Genomic DNA, 18,295 nt, shown 5'->3' on the forward strand with positions numbered 1-18,295 from the left:
TAAAGAATCCTTTTTACCTTCGCCACATGTCAGGAATTTTATACTTGGTGCCAACGCCTATCGGGAATTTAAGTGATATGACGTTTCGCGCGATTGATACGTTAAAAGAATCCGATTTGATTTTGGCTGAAGACACGCGCAATAGTGGAATTTTATTGAAACATTATGAAATTTCCACGCCCATGAGAAGTTATCATGCGCACAATGAACACAAAGTCACCGAAGAAATCATCCAACAATTAAAAGAAGGACGAAATTTTTCGTTGATTACTGATGCAGGATCTCCTGGTATTTCAGATCCTGGCTATTTGCTAGCAAAAGCTTGTGTTGAAAACGATATCGAAGTCATTGCACTTCCTGGTGCTACAGCATTTGTTCCTGCTTTGACGGTTTCGGGATTGATTTCGAATGAATTTACTTTCGTGGGATTTTTACCTGTGAAAAAAGGCCGTCAAACGAAATTGAATGAATTAAAAGAAGAAAAAAGAACCTTGATTTTGTACGAATCTCCGCATAAAATCACCCGAACACTGAAGGATTTAGCAGAATCATTTGGTCCAGATCGAAAAGCAAGTTTGTCACGTGAAATCACGAAAAAGTTTGAGGAAACTTTACGCGGAACTTTGGAAGAATTGCATAAAATTTCTGAAGAACAAAATTTAAAAGGCGAAATGGTTTTAGTGGTGGAAAGATTTAATCCTTAAAACGAACATCACGAATCGTAAATTGCAAATAGGAATTTCCTTTCCAATGGTTTTCATCGATGGTGTAGACAACATCAAATCGACGATAACGGAAATCGGTTGCCAAATGTCCCATCCCAAATCCCACTGCAGAATATTGTTTTTTGGATTTTTCGTCCCATAATTGCAAACGCAAATGCTCGCTTTTTTTCCCCATTTCCTTTACTTCACCACCGATCAAATTCTTAGTCATAAATACAGGTGTCATATTTTCTGGTCCAAAAGGATCCATCTGTTTCAAAATGCTTAAAAAATTGGGCGTGATATCTGAAAAAGAAAGTTCCGTATCGATATCAATAGTCGGTTTTCGTTGAATTGGACGAATTTTGGATTTCACTAATTCTTCAAATTTTTCCTTGAACGGAATAAAGTTTTCTTCAGGCATGGTTAATCCCGCCGCAAATCGATGTCCACCATATTTCGATAAAAATTCAGAACAAGCATCAATTACTTCGTACAGATCAAAATCTTTGATAGAACGAGCAGATCCGGTTATTTCACCTTCATTTCCTTGTGTCAATACCAAAGTTGGTCGATAATAAGTTTCGATCAATCTCGAAGCCACAATTCCCAAAACACCTTTGTGCCAATCGGGATTGTACACAACGGTTGTAAATCGATCTTCTTCTCCATCCTCTTTAATTTGTTGAATCGCTTCTACCGTTACATTTCCATCGGTTTCTTTGCGTTGAGCATTCAAATCGTTGATTTGTGAGGTAAAAGTTTTGATTTTTTCCGCGTCTTTTGATATCAGTAACTCAACCGATTGAGAAGCATGTTCCAATCGACCTGTTGCATTGATTTTGGGCGCAATGGTAAAAACAATGTTGGAAACATTTAAGGATTCGCGCGATGTTTCGCCCAACAAACTTGCCAATCCTAAGCGTGGATTTTCTTTTAATTTTTTCAATCCATAATAGGCAAGAATCCTGTTTTCATCAACAATTGGAACAATATCGGCGGCGATGCTTACCACCAAATAATCCAAATAGTTTAAGATTTCCTCTTGAGGAATTTCTAGCTTTTTGGCCAAAGCTTGAATCAATTTAAATCCAACGCCACAGCCACTTAATTCCTTAAATGGATAATCACAATCAGCACGTTTCGGATCCAAAACAGCTACAGCATCGGGTATGGTTTCACCTGCTAAATGGTGATCACAAATGATAAAATCAATGTTTTTATCGTTGGCATAGGCTATTTTGTCAATTGCTTTGATGCCGCAATCGAGTGCTACGATCAAGGAAATATCATTGTCGTCGGCGAAGTCAATTCCTTGAAAGGAAATCCCATAGCCTTCTGAATATCGATCGGGAATATAATAACTTACATTCGGATAAATAGATGTTAAGAAATCGTACATCATGGCAACTGAAGTCGTTCCGTCGACATCATAATCACCGTACACCAAAATATTTTCTTGGTTTTCAATTGCTTGCACCAGTCTTTCAACCGCTTTGTCCATGTCTTTCATCAACATTGGGTCATATAGCTGATCCAATTGCGGACGAAAGTAATTTTTAGCTTCGTCGAAATTTGTAATTCCTCTTTGCGCTAAAGTTATGGCAAGGGGTTTTGGCAATCGTACCTCATTCATGAGGAGATTGATTGTCTCAGTATTTGGTGTGGGCTTCATTACCCATTGGTGATTCATATCCAAATGGTAATTATTTCCCTAAAATACGATTTATTTCTTATTGGCTTCTTTCACATATTTCTCCAAGGCCATGGTCATGGAAGGAGTTTCTGGAGTTGGAACCTCAATGTCTATACGCAATCCCATTTCTTTTGCAGCTTGAACAGTTGTTTTACCAAAAACTGCAATTCGGGTTTTATCTTGGACAAAACTTGGGAAGTTTTCAAACAATGATTTAATTCCAGAAGGAGTAAAAAAGACCAAAATGTCATATTTAACATCTTCTAAATCAGACAAATCACTTGAAACGGTGCGACAAAGAATTCCTCTTTCCCAGTTGATTCCGGTTTCGTTTAAGAATTTCGGAACATCTGGGTTCAAAACATCAGACGAAGGCAATAAGAATTTTTCGTCTTTGTGTTTTTTAATGAAAGGAGCTAAATCTTGAATTTCCTTTTCGCCGATATAGGTTTTTCTTTTGCGATACACGATATACTTCTGTAAATAGAAAGCAATGGCTTCCGATTGACAAAAATATTTCATGTCATCTGGCACTTGAAAACGCATTTCTTCAGCCAAACGAAAGTAATGATCAATTACGTTTTTGCTTGTGAAGATTATAGCGGTGTACTTAGAAAAATCAATTTTTTGCGATCGTACATCACGTGCGTCGACGCCTTCCACTTTGATGAAAGAACGAAAGTCAATTTTGATCTTGTTTCGCTTACCCAATTCATGGTAAGGAGACGAATCATTGACTGGTTGTGGTTGAGATACTAGGATAGATTTTACTTTCATTTTTCATGCTATATTTACCACATTATTAGAAATTTAAATAGAACTAACAAGGGCAATATTTCCAGTGCGCAAAGATACAAAATATTATAATACCAAATTTTACTTTGTTTGTCATTTTGGTTCTGAAATTTATAGGCGTATTGCAACCCTCGTATGATGATTAAAATAATTCCTGTTCCAATTAAAAGAGGTATTTTGTAAGATATTCCTGAAAAATAAAACAATAAAACCGCAATCCAAAGTACTCCAACAGCGTAGGCGTGATAAAAATTTGAGGTTTTCAAATTGAAATTTTGATCAAAAGAAATTCCCATCGCATAGGCCGCAATCATGCCCAATAAATTTCGCAAAGCAAAAACCAACAAAATGATAAACGAAACAGCCAGAACCTTTAAAATTGGAGTATGGAAGATGAAATTATATTCATTGGTTAAATAATTCATGATCAAGGTGCTGACCAAAACTGAAAATAAAAGTTGACACACAAATGCAAAGGGACCTTGGTTATCATTGACCTCTTGAAATCGTTCAATCTTTCTCAGAGATTCCACATTATTGGCAAACAAAACACGCGAAATCACAATGACCAATAGACTGCCTACCAAAATATAAATGACCCAATCTAGACTTTCTGTAGGGCGTTCAACAAATATGGAGGCTGCTAATGTTTTCATAATCTTTGCAAAAATACAAAAGCCTTACCTAGATATGAAGTATATTAGCACCATATTTTTTACCTATGTCCAAAAGTTTGGTGATCATCCCTACTTTTAACGAAAAAGAGAATATTGAAAACGTCGTGCGAAAGGTCTTTGCGCTCGATGTTCCTTTTCATGTTTTGGTGGTAGATGATAGTTCTCCAGATGGTACAGCCAAGATTGTACAGCGATTGCAACAAGAATTTCCCAATTTATTCTTAGAAGTTAGAACGGTGAAAGATGGTTTAGGAAAAGCCTATACACATGGTTTTAAATGGGCATTGAAAAACGGATATTCCTACATTTTTGAGATGGATGCCGATTTGTCGCATAATCCAAAAGATTTGCCTCAATTGCTTTTGGCCTTAGAAAATGGAAACGATGTAGCCATAGGTTCTCGCTATTCGCATGGAGTAAATGTGGTCAATTGGCCAATGTCAAGAGTATTGCTTTCATTTATCGCTTCGAAATATGCTCGTTTTATCACGGGTTTACCAATTCATGATGCCACAGCGGGATTTGTTGGCTATCGTAAAGAAGTGTTGGAAAGCTTGGATTTGAATCAAATTAAATTCAAAGGATATGGTTTTCAAATTGAAATGAAATACAAAGCATGGAAAAAGAATTTCAAATTGATTGAAGTTCCCATTATTTTTACCAATCGTGTTGCTGGTGAATCCAAAATCACCTTCAACATCATGGGTGAAGCAGTTTTTGGAATTTTAATGTTACGAATTCGAAGTATCTTTGGAAAGTTATGAAAAGATTCATTCTAACATTTATACTTGGTTGTTTGTTTTGGAGTTGTTCGAAATCGATCGAAAAACCTGAAAACTTGTTATCGACGGAACAAATCGAAACGATTTTGACCGATGTTCATTTGTATCAACAACCATCCTATTTGACCAGTTTGTACAATCAACCTATCAATCATGCAAAGATTGATGCCCAAATTTTAGCCAAACACCAAGTTTCTTCCAAGGTATTTGAAGAAAGTTTTAAATACTATGTTTTACAACCCGAAATATTCAAAGAAATTTTGGTAAATGTGAGAAAGAAACTGATTGAAAAATTGCCGCAAGAAGAACGTGACAAAATCAATTCAGAGAAAAAATCGAAGGACGACTCCAAGAATTAATCATAAACTCTTTCGGCAATCGTTTTGATGAAATCCAAACTTTGTTCAGGCGCTTCAAGATGTGCCATATGACCTGTTGGCAATTTTAATTTCGTTAATTGATCGTTTTGTGGAAGTACTTCCAAAATTTCTTGGGGGTTGATCGCTTTGTCAAATTCTCCAATGATTATTCCCATCTCACCTTGAAATTCATCCCAAATAAAACTACGATCAGGACGTAATCTCATTCCTTTCAAAGCTGCCACAACTCCCTCCAAAGGTGTTTCTCGAGCCAATTCTTTAGTGAATTCAATTTCTTGTTTCAAATTCGGTAAATTCTGCTCTGCAAATAAAGTCGGAATGCTCATTTTGATCAATGTATCCAAACTTTTTTGAGCCGTTTCGACTGCTTTCAATCGTTGCGCTTTCTTTTCTTCGGAATCGGGCAAACTGGTCGAGTTCATCAAAACAAAAGATTTTACCAAGTTTGGAAACAGTTCGGCAAAGGCCAAAATGACATATCCGCCCATAGAATGTCCAACAAACATTGCTTCCGAAATCTCTAAATATTCCAAAGTTTTCTGAACCTCTTCCGCCATAATTTCCATGGTATGAACATCTGAAATGACTTCTGATTTTCCATGACCGGGAAGATCCAACAAGATTATCTGATAGTCACGAGATAATTCCTCTTGAATTCCGTCCCACATTTTGAGATTTTCCAAATATCCATGCAAAAAAACAATTGGTTTTCCTGTTCCCTTTACTTCATAGTTCAACATTTCGTCAGATTTGAAAGATTCCTTGTAAATTTACGGAAAGATTTGACAATGCATTGGGCGAAGTTTTCGATTTATTTCCTTTTATTCACCATGGTTTCATGCGAATTGAAACCCGATACTCCTGTGGTTAAGCCCAAAGAGTTCGATCAAAAAACCTATCAGGAATCTTTGCAAATCCAACGTTCGAAACATAAAATTCCGAAAAAGGATACGCTTATAACCAAACTGGATTCGACCAAAATTAAATCCGAACAAGAAATTAGTTATTCCGAAACGACCGACACCATACAAATCAAAATAGTTCAGGGCAAGGCCAACATAGATACAGTCAAAGCACCAAGACAAGGATTGATTTTTGTTTTGAATACCGATACAGCCAAAAAATTGAACTTAAAAATAACGCCTCAAGACACGATAGCCAACGTTCGAATTTCACAAATCATTGATTCCAAAGGTAACTCTGACGGACCTTTTGGGCAGGATGTTTCTTACCAAATTCAAGAAAAAGGAATTCATTACATCCTTGTTTCAGAAAGTCAAATGCAGGGAGATGCTTGGGGTGGACGCATTCAATTTGACGCAAAATTGGCTTGGTAAAATAAGGTTCAGATGATGAAAATAGCTAAATAAATCGCTATATTTCTTTCGGAAACTGTAACAAAAGCCTAATTTCACCAACAAATAGACAATAATTTAATAATCAATATGAGAAAATTTGGACTCGCATTCGCACTTATGGGAATTTTAGCAACCGGATCTTTCGCACAGGAAATCAAATTCGAGGAATATGATTTACCGAATGGACTACATGTAATTTTACACCAAGATCATTCTGCACCTGTGGTAGTGACTTCTGTTATGTACCATGTGGGAGCAAAAGACGAAACCCCAGACAGAACAGGTTTCGCACACTTTTTTGAACACTTGTTATTTGAAGGAACTCAAAACATCGGAAGAGGTGAATGGTTCAAAATCGTTTCAAGTAACGGAGGAAAAAACAACGCCAATACAAGCGATGATAGAACTTATTACTACGAAGTATTCCCGTCCAACAATTTACAATTGGGATTGTGGATGGAATCTGAGCGTTTCATGCATCCTGTCATCAACCAAATTGGAGTTGATACACAAAATGAAGTTGTAAAGGAAGAAAAACGTTTACGCGTTGACAATCAACCTTATGGGAATTTATTGAAAGCGGTAAAAGAAAAAATGTTTACCAATCACCCTTACCGTTGGACAACAATTGGGGAAATGGAACATTTAGATGCTGCTACTTTGGAAGAATTCCAAGATTTCTTTAAGAAGTTTTATGTAACCAAAAACGCAGTTTTGGTCGTTGCTGGAGACTTCCAAAAAGACCAAGCCAAAAAATGGATTGCAGATTATTTTGGGCCAATCCCAGCGGGTGAAGCACCTAAAAAACTTCAGTATGAAGAAGCGCCAATAACCAAAGAAATTCATGCCACTTGGGAAGATCCAAACGTTCAAATCCCAATGTTGGTAAGTGCGTACCGTACGCCTTCCATGAAAACGCGTGAAGCTCGAGTTTTGGACATGATTTCCACTATTTTGAGTGACGGAAAAAGCTCTCGTTTGTACAAACGTTTGGTTGACCAAGAGAAAAAAGCATTGGAAGTAGCCACTTTTAACTTCTCTCAAGAAGATTATGGAACCTACTTTATCTATGCTTTGCCTGTAGGTGAAACGCCTATGAGTGATTTGTCTAAAGCTTTTTCGGAAGAAATCAAAAAGATTCAAACGGAATTGATTTCAGAAAGAGAATTGGAAATGATCTTGAACAAATTTGAAAACGATTATGTGAATTCAAATGCAAATGTAGAAGGAGTAGCGCACAACTTAGCGACCTACTATTTGTTGTACAAAGACGTGAATTTGATTAACAATGAATTGGATATCATTCGTTCTGTAACCCGCGAAGAAATTCGTGATGTCGCAAGAAAATACTTGAACGATAACCAGAGATTGTTGTTAGAATACGGTCCTGAAAAAAAATAATCGCATAATCCTACAAAAAAATGACAATGAAAAATTTAGTATATCTATTCATTATGGTGTTTTTAGCTACTGGAGTAAATGCACAAATAGACAGATCGCAGCCTAAACCAGGACCTGCGCCAAAAGTAAACTTGGGAAAACCTCAAACTTTTGAATTGGCAAATGGCTTGAAAGTGATGGTGGTTGAAAACCATAAACTTCCTCGCGTTACCATGACGTTAAGTTTGGACAATCCTCCATTTCCAGAAGGAAATAAAAAAGGAATTGACGACTTAACAGGTGCTTTGATCGGAAACGGAACAAGCAAAATTTCTAAAGAGAAATTTCAAGAAGAAGTTGACTTTATGGGAGCTAGAGTGAATTTCCGTTCTTCTGGAGCTTCCGCTTCAACTTTAAGCCGATATTTCCCAAGAGTTATGGAATTAATGGCTCAAGGAGCAATTGACCCTAATTTTACACAAACTGATTTCGACACAGAAGTCGCTCGTTTTCTTGACGGATTAAAAGCGGAAGAAAAAAGTGTTGCTGCCAATGCACAACGCGTAGAAAACGTTTTGGTTTTTGGAAAAAATCACCCTGCGGGAGAATATACCACTGAGGAACGTTTGAAAGGTTTGACGTTGGCTGATGTAAAAGCGCATTATGCAAATTATTTCGTTCCAAACAATGCCTATTTAATTGTAATGGGCGATGTGAAATTCAACGAAGTAAAAAAATTGGTCGAAAAGAATTTCAACAATTGGAAAAAAGGAACCCTTCCTGCTTCTAAATATGAAGATCCAAAACCTTTGGCTAAAGCCGAAATTAATTTTGTGGATATGCCCAATGCCGTTCAATCTGAAATTGCTATTTTGGGATTGTCCAATTTGAAAATGACAGACAAAGATTATTTTGCAGCTATTATTGCGAACCAAATTTATGGGGGTGATTTCAACAGTTATTTGAACATGAATTTACGTGAAGCGAACGGATGGACCTATGGCGCTCGTTCAAGCATTAGAGGAAACAAATACGTTGGGAAATTCAAAGCGAATTCTCAAGTTCGTAACGAAGTTACCGATAGCGCAGTTGTGGAAGCAATGAAAGAATTGAATAGAATTCGTACCGAAAAAGTAACCGCAGAAATGTTGGCTACTGTAAAAGCTTCTTTAATTGGAAATTTCGTGATGGATGCAGAAAAACCAGAAGTAATAGCTCGTCAAGCTTTGTTGACCCAAACACAAGGTTTACCTGCTGATTTTTACGAAACCTATATCCAAAAAATCAATGCAGTAACGGCTGATGATGTTCAAAAAGCAGCGCAAAAATATTTCTCTTACGACAATGCGCGTATTTTGGTAGTAGGAAAAGCTGCAGAAGTTTTACCAGCCTTGGAGAAATTACCATATACAATCAATTATTTTGATCGTTTCGGAAATCCAACTGCAAAACCAGAACAAAAGAAAGTGGACGCTAGCGTAACAGTTCAATCGGTTTTTGACAAATACATTGCAGCAATTGGTGGAGACAAAACCAAAGCAGTTAAAACGATCGTTGCCAATTATGCTGGAGAAATCCAAGGAATGAAATTGAACATCAAAACCATCAATACCGTTGAAGGAAAAAGCGTTTTGGATGTAACGATGATGGGACAATCCATGCAAAAAGTTGTTTTCAATGGTAAAACCGGATATTCTGTTACACAAGGACAGAAATCTGAGATGAAAGCAGAAGAAATTGCAGATCAACAATACGATGCGCAACCTTTTGCAGAATTGACGTTGGCTAAGAAAGCTGGAGTAAAAGTTGGAGGAATTGAAAACTTCAATGGAAAAGAAGCTTATGTAATTGTCGATGGGAAAAAGAAATATTTCTACGATGTTGCAAGCGGATTGAAATTAGGTTCTTCTGCAGAAGTAGAAGCTCAAGGACAAAAAATGGTTCAAACTTCTATTTACGATGGATACAAAGAAGTTCAAGGAGTGAAAATTCCTGAAAAATTGATATTGAATATGGGAATGGATGTAACCTTTACATTGGTTGATGCAAAAATCAACGAAGGTGTTACAGACGCTGATTTCCAATAAAATTTAAATCGTTCTAAAAACTTATAAAGCACTCGGGATTACTCGAGTGCTTTTTTTTTTACTATAATTAACTTAAAATTAGTTTCTAAGAAACTTTTATAATATTAGTAATATTAGCATTTAAATAAAAAAAATGAAAAAATATTGTTTACTATTACCAATTTTCTGCGGATCTCTTTTACATGCTCAATGGAATTTCGTCACGCCTTTGAAACAATTAGGTGAAATCACCCATTTAGAAACCACCCCAAATGGACGTTTGTATATTATGGATCGGTACCGAGATTACATCGCGAGTACAGAAGATGGAGAGGTTTGGAAAAAAAATTACCAAGGAAGTGATTTTAGGGACTTACAATTCTTGGACAACGACCAAGGTTTTATTTTGAAAGACAATCGACTTCTGGTTAGTTCCAATCGCTTTTTACCTGGATCTATCAATGAATATTCGTTTAACCATCCTACAGGTCTAGCGCTTCATTTCCTAAATGAAGATATCGGTTTTATTAGCTGTACAAGTGGTGGAGTAAGAAAAACACTTGACGGTGGACAAACTTTTACCAGCATTTCAACAACTTCTACAACTGAAAATCTTAATGATATTTTCTTCATCGACGAACATATAGGGTTCGTTTGTGGAAACCAAGGTAATATTTACAAAACTGAAAATCAAGGTGATTCTTGGACAATTGTAGCAAATCACACTACACAATTTAAAAAAATATATTTTATAGATAGTCAGATAGGATTTGCAATAGGATCTGCACGTTTATTCAAAACAAACGACCAGGGTCAAAGTTGGGAATTGGCTTTAAGCAACTCAGATAACCCAAATTTCTATGGAGTAAATGATGTAAAATATTATCAAAATAAAATTCTCGTCTCCACAGATTCCGGTCGTATTTTTAGTAGTTCAGATAATGGCGAAAATTGGTCTGAACATAGTGTATTCACTAGTGGTACTACAAAATGTCTTGGAATTGGAGAACTTGATGGTAAAATTCTTGTAGGTGTTAGTGGCAATATTTCGGGAGTGAAAATCTTTCAATCAACAGATCTAAATAACTGGACTGTATTTGAGGATTCGGTCCGACCAACAGCTTTGCAAGATGTATCATTTTCCGATGAAAACAGAGGTGTCGCTGTCGGTGTGTTTGATCCTGCAAGACACGCCAACGGAAGCGGAATTTTAACGACCACTGACGGAGGTTTAACTTGGGAAGATACCTCATGGAATACCAATACCAATTCTTTTAAAGCCGTTGATATGAGTTCAAATGGACATGGAATTGTAGTAGGCCACTCGTCTAATTCCAATTATTCCTATACCTACGATTACGGCCAAAATTGGTATGCACTCAACACCCAACCTTTTACTTCTTTAAGCGATGTCTATTTGAAAGCAAATGGTGATTTTATCGTAGGAACTGATCCTGGTGGAGGAGTGAACGATGGTTTGATTCTTAAAACCTCATCCGGTTGGACACAATTCGATGAAATGAAACAAATTGTCAAAATTGAATTTTATACAGACGAATTAGGATTTGCAGGAAGTAAATACGGCGATTTATGGAAAACAATTGATGGTGGAAATTCATGGACAGAATTAACCAATTTCCCAACCAATAACGAAATTACGCGAATAGATATACTAGACCCTAACACAATTCTAGTGGCTTCCAATGGATTTTATTTGTCAGAGGATGGAGGAATTACTTGGAACGCTACTTCCTATCCTTATCCATTCGAATTTCACTATTTCGATAACTTAAATGGTTTTGGTTTTGATGATGAAGGGCTTTTGAAAACGAGCGATGGTGGAGATACATGGGAATTAATTCTTCCTCAGTCAGAATTATGGGGAGCAGGCGATTCAAAAAAGAAATATTATTTCGAAGATAAAATCATCAGCATCGGTAACAATTCAGACATTTCGATACTAAACATTCCCAATCAAATGGCGGTTTCAGAAGTTTCTACTTCCCCTCGTCTTTTAGTCGTTCCCAATCCAGTAGGTGCATATTTGGGCTTTTCTTCTTCAAAGGTTGATTTATCCAATGTTCAAATTTATAATCTATTGGGTCAAATTCAGAAGGTTAGCCTATCAAATAATCAAGTGAATGTTTCTTCTTTGTCTCCCGGAATATATTTTATTAAAGTCAATTTTGAAGGCAAAAGAATTTCAAAACGATTCATTAAAAAATAAAAAGATAGAAAAAAAGCCTGTTAATATTGCTAACAGGCTTTTCTATAACTACACGTTTTACTTCTTCAAATGCAAATCAAAGTAATCGGTCACTTTTTGCATCAAATGAACACGGTCTTTCCCACGAACATTGTGCTCATAACCCGGATACACAAAATAATCTACTTGAACTCCTTCTGAAACCGCATTTCGTAAGAAATCAATGGAATGTTGCCAAACCACAACCGGATCATCTGTTCCGTGGATTAACAATAATTTCCCTTTCAAGTTTTTGGTTTTATCCATCAAATTATTTTTCGAATACCCTTCTTTATTGGTTTCAGGCGAGTCCATATAGCGTTCGCCATACATCACTTCGTACAAACTCCAATCCATCACCGGTCCACCCGCAACGCCGGCTTGGAAAACGTCGGGTTTCATCAACATAAAGGAAGTCGTCATAAATCCGCCGTAACTCCATCCGTGAATTCCCATTCGCGAAGCATCCACAAAGGATTTCGATTTCAAGAATTCTACACCTTTCATTTGATCGGCCATTTCCACTTCACCTAAATTTCTGAAAATCGCTTGTTCGAATTCCAATCCGCGATTCGAAGAACCTCTTCCGTCCATCACCCAAACCACGTATCCATTTTGCGCCATATAATCGTACCAAAGATTTCCACTCGCTGGGAATCGATTCAAATTCATCTGTGCGTGCGGTCCATTGTACAAATACACAATTACCGGATATTTTTTCGATGCATCAAAATCAGTCGGATAAATTAATTTTCCATACAAATCGGTTCCGTCATCGGCTTTCAAGGTTACATTTTCAACTTTCGGCATTTGGTGCGCAGCCAACGGATTTTTAGCCGTCAACAAATTCTTTTTGAATTTTCCATCGGTTGAAAACACATCGATTTTACGTGGCGTCGTTTCGTTGCTCCAAACATCCAACACATAAGTTCCCAAATCGTTGGCCATTGCATTGTGGTAACCAGCATCGCTATCCAAACGATTGATTTTCCCGTTGGTCCAATTCACGCTGTACACGTGTTTTTCCATCGCTCCATCTTTGGTGGATGTGATGATCAATTCTTTCTTTTTGTCGTTTTTCGCCAAAATATCGTTCACCAACCAATTTCCTTTTGTGATTTGGTTGATTAATTTTCCATTTACATCATAACGATACAAATGCATAAATCCGTCGCGTTGGCTCCACCAAACGAATTCCTTTTCGTTCAAGAAATACAATTCGTTCTGAGGTTCAACATATTTTGGATGGGTTTCTTCGAATAAAGTTTTGATAAAATTCCCCGATTGAACATCGTATTGATTCAATTTCAAATGATTTTGATCGCGGTTCAAAACACCCACAAAAATTGATTTTTCATCGGGCGCCCAAGTCACCGAAGTCAAATATTGATCTTTCGGACCTTCCACATTTAAAAATATGGTTGATTTCGTTGTTGGATTGTAAACGCCCAAGGTTACTTGATGCGAAGTTCTTCCTGCAAACGGATATTTGATGTTTTTGTTTACCGCTGGAGTTGTGGACCAATTCACAATCGGATAATCCTCAACCATCGATTGATCCATTCGGTAAAAAGCCACGAAATTTCCTTTTGGAGAAAAGAAAACGCCTTTGTGGATCCCGAATTCTTCTCGGTGAACGGTTTGACCAACTACAATATTTTCACTTCCATCTTTTGTGATTTGGTGCGTCGAATTGGAATTCAAATCCACCAAAAACAAATTATGATCGGCTACATACGCGAATTTTTTACCTGTTGAATCGAATTCTTGGTAAACAAGATTTTCGGGTAATTTCACAAGAGGCGTCGCATTATTTACCTGGAAATTGTATTTGTACAATTCGTTTTCAACTTGAAAATAAGCTTCGTTGGCATTCATCCAACTCATGAAAGGAACCGCTTTCGGAGATAATTCGCCCAAATCAGCCGGACGCAAAATCGTATCGACCTTCATCGAAGGCAAACTCGTTTTGATCAAAGCATTTCCGTAGGAAGTTTTCACCGATTGGGTGAATGCATTTTGTCCTGGAATGAATTGAGTTTGCGAAAGAGATTCAATTCGCAGATTGGTTCCCAAGCCCAAAACGGCTTCTTCCATCGTAAATTTTTTGTTTTGTGAGAAGCCAAATTGACCTACCAAAACAATTCCTATTAGTATTTTATTCATTTATTACGTGTATTAATTGTTTAAATGTAAGGCTAAATCTTCCAAATTCTTCTTTTCATTTCCGATGAAAATTTGGGAACCGTCGATTACTACAGGACGTTTTAGAAAAGTATAATCACTCAAAATGTAGTTTTGGTAATCGGCTTCAGTAAGGGTTTGGTCTTTTAGGCCTAATTCTTTGTATTTTTTGGCTTTTCTGGAAAACAATGCTTCGTAACTTCCAGAAAGGGATTTCATTTTGTCTAATTCTTCGGGAGAAATTGCTTGAGATTTGATTTCGCGTTTTTCAAAATCTGAAAAATCAAGGCTTTTCATGATGCGTTTACAAGTGTCGCAAGTTTGGAGAAAATATATTTTTTTCATGGTTTAAAAATAACAAAATCGCTGCAATTTCTCAATTTGCAGCGATTTTAAAACTCTCTCTACTTTACTAAAACTAACTAATTGTTTTTGTCGATTTAAATAATATAAAAAAACTAATAATCATCGAAAATATATAGGCAAATAAGTGGTATCCAATTTTATTGTCATTGATGAATAAATACCCCCTTGAAAACCCTAAACTCTTAAATTGATCCAAACTTACAATCTCAATTAATAAATTGACAATTAAGAAAATAATGGTCATGATCAAGGTGATGCTCACGGATTCATTGATTTTGTATTTGGTTGAGTATTTCATTATTTCATTAAATTTTATTCTAAATTATCCTAAGGTTTATTGTTTTCGCATAGATGAATAATAAAAGGTGAAGGAAAAAGAAAGTTCAAGATGTCTTTAATACTTGTTGTAAAATGAAAATTCTAAGTGATACTAAATTTGCCCTAACTGTATCTAATTTGTGTTTTAAAGATCGTTGATAACGACAATCTTGTGATTGAGACTCCCAGTGAGTGATTATTTTTAGGATTCTTAATCCTTCACCTTTTTATTAATGTTTAAAATTTCAATTATGTACTTGATTCTAAATGAATCTCTTTCAAGAGACGTTTCCGTCCTAAAACTCACTGATTTTGATGTATTTTCCCTTTCCTATCAGCGTAATTATGTCTTTGTATTATCTACCAATTGAATTATCATTTGTTGGAGCTGGTTTTGCACCATTTCCTCCAATTTGTTTTGGTGGTGGATCATCTCCATTTTGAACATCCATGTCTGGTTCTGAATAATTGAAGGTATTTTCTACAGCTTCTCTATTTTCAAAATGTGCATCGTTTTGCCCCTTCAACGTTGCCTCTTGTAAAAACTCTGCATCGTCGTCTTGATGACAACTAACAGCAAAAAGAGATAGAATAATAAATGCTAAAAAATTTTTCATAGTGCTAATTTTATAATTTGATGAAATGTTCTCAAAATTAATTTTTTATATCTTGCGACAATATTTGTTGCTAAATTTTCTTCAAATGTATTTTCGTGAAGTCACGAAAGCAAATTTTTGACCTGCAGATATTTAAAACGTAGCTGCGGATTTATAAATTTGCACAGAATCAAAACCCACTTAACCTGTTTGTTTACAATCATTTAAATCAAGTGAAATTGATGTTAAAATGGAAATATGCAAAATTTCAAAAACAGTGTTTTATATTTCAAAATCATGCAGAAATTAAGGTTTTTAATCCTATTTATTTTCATTTTCAATCCAATTTTTCTGTATTGTCAACAAGCAGACTCTTTAAGTTCGATGCCAAATCGGTACTTAGTTGCCAAGTTAGACAGCCTTCAATTTGACAAAAACAACCCAATGGTCTGGGTATATTTGGGTGCTTACATCAAAAATGCCAAAATAAAAGAAGATTATAAAACACTTTTTTACGGATATAGAACAGCTGTTTTTCATTCTGAAGGTGACACCAAATTAGCCTATTCTGACAGCGCCCTTATGTCAGCAAAAAAAATAAACGATTCTGATTTTATTGGACAAGCTTATTATTTAAAAGGTCATATTTTCTACGAAAAGCGCGAATATAAGAATACACTCGATAATTATTTGTTGGCCAATGAAATTTTAAGTACTTCCAAAGATCATTTTACCATCCACCAAGTGAATTACGGAATTGCTGTGGTTAAATCCTATTTAGGATATTATTCAGATGCGCTACCTTTGTTACAAGCTTCAGCGGAGTATTTTCATAATCATAAATCGGCCGATGGAAATTTGTACTACATAAGATGTCTTTTTAGAAAAGGCGAAATCTACCAAAACATGGGAAATTTCGCAAAAGCCAAAGAAGTGAATTTGTTGGGTTTACAAGAATCCATTAAGTATGAAGAGAAAATTCAAGAACAATATTTCAACTTAGCAATTGGAGTCGATGAATTCAACGATAAAAATTATGCATTAAGCATTAAAAATATCGAAAAAGCTCTTCCTACCATGCAAGAAAACAGCTATTTTGAAATGGAGGGTAAGGCTTATTTCTATTTAGCAAAATCTTACCTTGAACTTAAACAAGAAGAAAAAGCGCTTGCCAATTTTGAAATGATTGATAGCCTATTTGTAAAACACAATTATTTAAATCAACAACTTCGTGGTACTTATGAATGGCTTATTGATCATTATAAATTAACATCCAACAAAGACAAACAGCTTTACTACATCAATCAATTATTAAAAGTTGACCAAGTAAATGCTGCCAATAATCAATATTTGGTTCATAAAATCAACAAGGATTATGATACCCAACGTTTGATCAAGGAAAAGGAACAATTGGAAAAAAATTTCTCCAATTGGCGTTATTACGCAATTGGCTTACTGATATTGTTTTTGTTAATCACTCTTTTGTATTTTCATAAATTCAGAAAATCACAACAATACAACCAAAAATTGCACCTTCAATACCAAGAATTATTGCGAAAAAACAGAGAAGAAAGAATTTCGGATAGTCAAAATTTAGATAGTCCTAAAAAAGTGGTAAAAGAAATCCCAGAAAATATTGTGGAAGATTTGCTCAATCGATTGGAGAAATTTGAAAACAATCAAGAATTTTTGAATCGAAATATTGACCTTAAATCTCTCGCAGACAAATTCAAAACCAACACAACTTATCTGTCCAAAGTTGTCAATACCTACAAAAAACGAAATTTCAATAGTTACGTCAACAAATTACGCATCAATTACATGATTGAACTCTTGAAAAAGGAACCGAAATACAGAAACTATACAATCGAAGCCTTGAGTGAAATTGCCGGATTTACCTCATCTCGCCATTTTTCGGATACCTTCCATGCGGAAACGGGTTTAAGGCCAACCTATTTCTTGGAAAAAATTCAAAAAGAGGAGAAAATATCTTTGTAATTCGTTTAGGGATAAACGATATGCCCCGTGTACATTTGTTCGACTTCCACAATAGGAGGCAGATTTTTTAAGACTAAATTTCCCGTACTCATAATCTTTCCTGAAATTTTTTCTACTGGAAACACTATCATATCATTGGTCGAACGATGATAAACCGAAATTTCTTTTGCCCTAAAATTTCCTGCTTCCAAACGGCCATTGGAACCCCAAAAGCTTACTTCTAACAAATCCGTGGTTCCTTTTATTTTGAAGACAGAGGAAATATTATCGTTGATTATCAATTTTTGATTCTGAATCTCCATTTCAAACAAACTTGCAGGTGTGTCTTCCACAATTCCAGATTCCAAAATCAATTCGGGATAGGTCAAAATTCCTTCTGAGCGAATGGAATATTGAGAGGACGAATAGATCTTTTCCAAAACGGGTGTCGAAACAAAAACTTTGGCAGTATGATAATTTCGAAGCATTTCACATCCGCTTTGGTTGCTAATTTTCAATTCCCCTTCAACCACTTCCAATTCAATATCATCCATCAAATTTTTTCCTGCTGTTACCCGAATGATTTGTTCTGGACTTTCCTTTACAATCAATTCGATACCTGTCGAAATGGAAATTTTGGAAAAATCCTCAACCCAAACTTCTTGGGTTTGAATCTTACCCTCTTTTTTGAAACAGTCTGTTCCTTCATCTGAACAACTCATCAAACAAAGTAAAAACAATAGGCTAACAAATAATTTGTACATGTTAATT

The 18,295-nt window shown here is 35.8% G+C and carries 17 protein-coding genes; 8 read left to right on the forward strand and 9 right to left on the reverse strand.

The genetic code is table 11. The features are described 5' to 3' along the window. The first annotated feature begins 26 nt into the window (after positions 1–26). On the forward strand, positions 27–704 hold the full coding sequence (rsmI, locus tag ABID46_RS01005) for a 16S rRNA (cytidine(1402)-2'-O)-methyltransferase (protein ID WP_354505866.1): 678 nt from the start codon (positions 27–29) through the stop codon (positions 702–704). Here rsmI and recJ read toward each other — a convergent pair. Genes recJ through ABID46_RS01020 form a run of 3 tightly spaced genes read right to left on the reverse strand, consistent with a single transcriptional unit; the run spans position 694 to position 3,851 of the window. After that, on the reverse strand, positions 694–2,379 hold the full coding sequence (recJ, locus tag ABID46_RS01010) for a single-stranded-DNA-specific exonuclease RecJ (protein ID WP_354505869.1): 1,686 nt from the start codon (positions 2,377–2,379) through the stop codon (positions 694–696). The genes rsmI and recJ overlap by 11 nt on opposite strands. A gap of 51 nt (positions 2,380–2,430) precedes the next feature. Next, complete coding sequence (locus ABID46_RS01015; RefSeq protein ID WP_354505871.1) at positions 2,431–3,177, reverse strand: uroporphyrinogen-III synthase; 747 nt, start codon at positions 3,175–3,177, stop codon at positions 2,431–2,433. 14 nt (positions 3,178–3,191) lie between these two features. Further along, positions 3,192–3,851 (reverse strand): DUF4271 domain-containing protein, encoded by a 660-nt coding sequence (locus ABID46_RS01020; RefSeq protein WP_354505872.1) that lies wholly within the window; start codon positions 3,849–3,851, stop codon positions 3,192–3,194. Between the two features lie 65 nt (positions 3,852–3,916). Here ABID46_RS01020 and ABID46_RS01025 point away from each other — a divergent pair, with 65 nt between their 5' ends. Next, entirely contained in the window at positions 3,917–4,636 is a 720-nt protein-coding gene (locus tag ABID46_RS01025) for a polyprenol monophosphomannose synthase (protein WP_354505875.1), read from the forward strand. Further along, positions 4,633–5,013 (forward strand): DUF4296 domain-containing protein, encoded by a 381-nt coding sequence (locus ABID46_RS01030; protein ID WP_354505877.1) that lies wholly within the window; start codon positions 4,633–4,635, stop codon positions 5,011–5,013. The genes ABID46_RS01025 and ABID46_RS01030 overlap by 4 nt, the downstream gene beginning before the upstream one ends. On the opposite strand, the gene ABID46_RS01035 is transcribed toward ABID46_RS01030, so the two are convergent. Further along, entirely contained in the window at positions 5,010–5,774 is a 765-nt protein-coding gene (locus ABID46_RS01035) for an alpha/beta fold hydrolase (RefSeq protein ID WP_354505880.1), read from the reverse strand. The genes ABID46_RS01030 and ABID46_RS01035 overlap by 4 nt on opposite strands. Before the next feature lie 48 nt (positions 5,775–5,822). Between ABID46_RS01035 and ABID46_RS01040 the strand changes: the two genes are divergently transcribed. The 4 genes from ABID46_RS01040 (at position 5,823) to ABID46_RS01055 (ending at position 12,065) form a co-directional block, all read left to right on the forward strand. Next, positions 5,823–6,371: a hypothetical protein gene (locus tag ABID46_RS01040; RefSeq protein WP_354505883.1), complete on the forward strand. Its 549-nt coding sequence runs from the start codon at positions 5,823–5,825 to the stop codon at positions 6,369–6,371. A gap of 108 nt (positions 6,372–6,479) precedes the next feature. Next, entirely contained in the window at positions 6,480–7,793 is a 1,314-nt protein-coding gene (locus ABID46_RS01045) for a M16 family metallopeptidase (protein ID WP_354505886.1), read from the forward strand. Between the two features lie 26 nt (positions 7,794–7,819). After that, the gene (locus ABID46_RS01050; protein ID WP_354505889.1) at positions 7,820–9,859 is read left to right on the forward strand and encodes a M16 family metallopeptidase; all 2,040 of its coding nucleotides are present in this window, start codon (positions 7,820–7,822) and stop codon (positions 9,857–9,859) included. Positions 9,860–9,992: 133 nt separating this feature from the next. Beyond that, complete coding sequence (locus ABID46_RS01055; protein WP_354505892.1) at positions 9,993–12,065, forward strand: T9SS type A sorting domain-containing protein; 2,073 nt, start codon at positions 9,993–9,995, stop codon at positions 12,063–12,065. 57 nt (positions 12,066–12,122) lie between these two features. On the opposite strand, the gene ABID46_RS01060 is transcribed toward ABID46_RS01055, so the two are convergent. From ABID46_RS01060 to ABID46_RS01075, 4 genes are all read right to left on the reverse strand, one after another. Further along, positions 12,123–14,249, reverse strand: a complete 2,127-nt coding sequence (locus tag ABID46_RS01060) for a S9 family peptidase (RefSeq protein ID WP_354505894.1) — start codon at positions 14,247–14,249, stop codon at positions 12,123–12,125. 12 nt (positions 14,250–14,261) lie between these two features. Beyond that, positions 14,262–14,612 (reverse strand): arsenate reductase family protein, encoded by a 351-nt coding sequence (locus ABID46_RS01065; protein WP_354505897.1) that lies wholly within the window; start codon positions 14,610–14,612, stop codon positions 14,262–14,264. A gap of 73 nt (positions 14,613–14,685) precedes the next feature. Further along, positions 14,686–14,931, reverse strand: a complete 246-nt coding sequence (locus tag ABID46_RS01070) for a hypothetical protein (RefSeq protein WP_354505900.1) — start codon at positions 14,929–14,931, stop codon at positions 14,686–14,688. A gap of 376 nt (positions 14,932–15,307) precedes the next feature. After that, positions 15,308–15,568, reverse strand: a complete 261-nt coding sequence (locus tag ABID46_RS01075) for a hypothetical protein (RefSeq protein WP_354505903.1) — start codon at positions 15,566–15,568, stop codon at positions 15,308–15,310. 276 nt (positions 15,569–15,844) lie between these two features. Between ABID46_RS01075 and ABID46_RS01080 the strand changes: the two genes are divergently transcribed. Beyond that, complete coding sequence (locus ABID46_RS01080; RefSeq protein ID WP_354505906.1) at positions 15,845–17,545, forward strand: helix-turn-helix domain-containing protein; 1,701 nt, start codon at positions 15,845–15,847, stop codon at positions 17,543–17,545. A gap of 5 nt (positions 17,546–17,550) precedes the next feature. Here ABID46_RS01080 and ABID46_RS01085 read toward each other — a convergent pair whose 3' ends face one another. Next, on the reverse strand, positions 17,551–18,288 hold the full coding sequence (locus ABID46_RS01085) for a head GIN domain-containing protein (protein ID WP_354505908.1): 738 nt from the start codon (positions 18,286–18,288) through the stop codon (positions 17,551–17,553). Positions 18,289–18,295 lie beyond the last annotated feature (7 nt).

The sequence above is a fragment of the Moheibacter stercoris genome, from assembly GCF_040545805.1.
Lineage (GTDB): Bacteria > Bacteroidota > Bacteroidia > Flavobacteriales > Weeksellaceae > Moheibacter > Moheibacter stercoris.

Coding starts and splice junctions, on each gene's coding strand:
- ABID46_RS01025 (WP_354505875.1), top strand. CDS start 3,917: ATGTCCAAAAGTTTGGTGATCATCCCTACTTTTAACGAAAAAGAGAAT.
- ABID46_RS01040 (WP_354505883.1), top strand. CDS start 5,823: ATGCATTGGGCGAAGTTTTCGATTTATTTCCTTTTATTCACCATGGTT.
- ABID46_RS01060 (WP_354505894.1), bottom strand. CDS start 14,249: ATGAATAAAATACTAATAGGAATTGTTTTGGTAGGTCAATTTGGCTTC.
- ABID46_RS01055 (WP_354505892.1), top strand. CDS start 9,993: ATGAAAAAATATTGTTTACTATTACCAATTTTCTGCGGATCTCTTTTA.
- recJ (WP_354505869.1), bottom strand. CDS start 2,379: ATGAAGCCCACACCAAATACTGAGACAATCAATCTCCTCATGAATGAG.
- ABID46_RS01035 (WP_354505880.1), bottom strand. CDS start 5,774: ATGTTGAACTATGAAGTAAAGGGAACAGGAAAACCAATTGTTTTTTTG.
- ABID46_RS01030 (WP_354505877.1), top strand. CDS start 4,633: ATGAAAAGATTCATTCTAACATTTATACTTGGTTGTTTGTTTTGGAGT.
- ABID46_RS01020 (WP_354505872.1), bottom strand. CDS start 3,851: ATGAAAACATTAGCAGCCTCCATATTTGTTGAACGCCCTACAGAAAGT.
- ABID46_RS01080 (WP_354505906.1), top strand. CDS start 15,845: ATGCAGAAATTAAGGTTTTTAATCCTATTTATTTTCATTTTCAATCCA.
- ABID46_RS01070 (WP_354505900.1), bottom strand. CDS start 14,931: ATGAAATACTCAACCAAATACAAAATCAATGAATCCGTGAGCATCACC.
- rsmI (WP_354505866.1), top strand. CDS start 27: ATGTCAGGAATTTTATACTTGGTGCCAACGCCTATCGGGAATTTAAGT.
- ABID46_RS01065 (WP_354505897.1), bottom strand. CDS start 14,612: ATGAAAAAAATATATTTTCTCCAAACTTGCGACACTTGTAAACGCATC.
- ABID46_RS01045 (WP_354505886.1), top strand. CDS start 6,480: ATGAGAAAATTTGGACTCGCATTCGCACTTATGGGAATTTTAGCAACC.
- ABID46_RS01085 (WP_354505908.1), bottom strand. CDS start 18,288: ATGTACAAATTATTTGTTAGCCTATTGTTTTTACTTTGTTTGATGAGT.
- ABID46_RS01050 (WP_354505889.1), top strand. CDS start 7,820: ATGAAAAATTTAGTATATCTATTCATTATGGTGTTTTTAGCTACTGGA.
- ABID46_RS01075 (WP_354505903.1), bottom strand. CDS start 15,568: ATGAAAAATTTTTTAGCATTTATTATTCTATCTCTTTTTGCTGTTAGT.
- ABID46_RS01015 (WP_354505871.1), bottom strand. CDS start 3,177: ATGAAAGTAAAATCTATCCTAGTATCTCAACCACAACCAGTCAATGAT.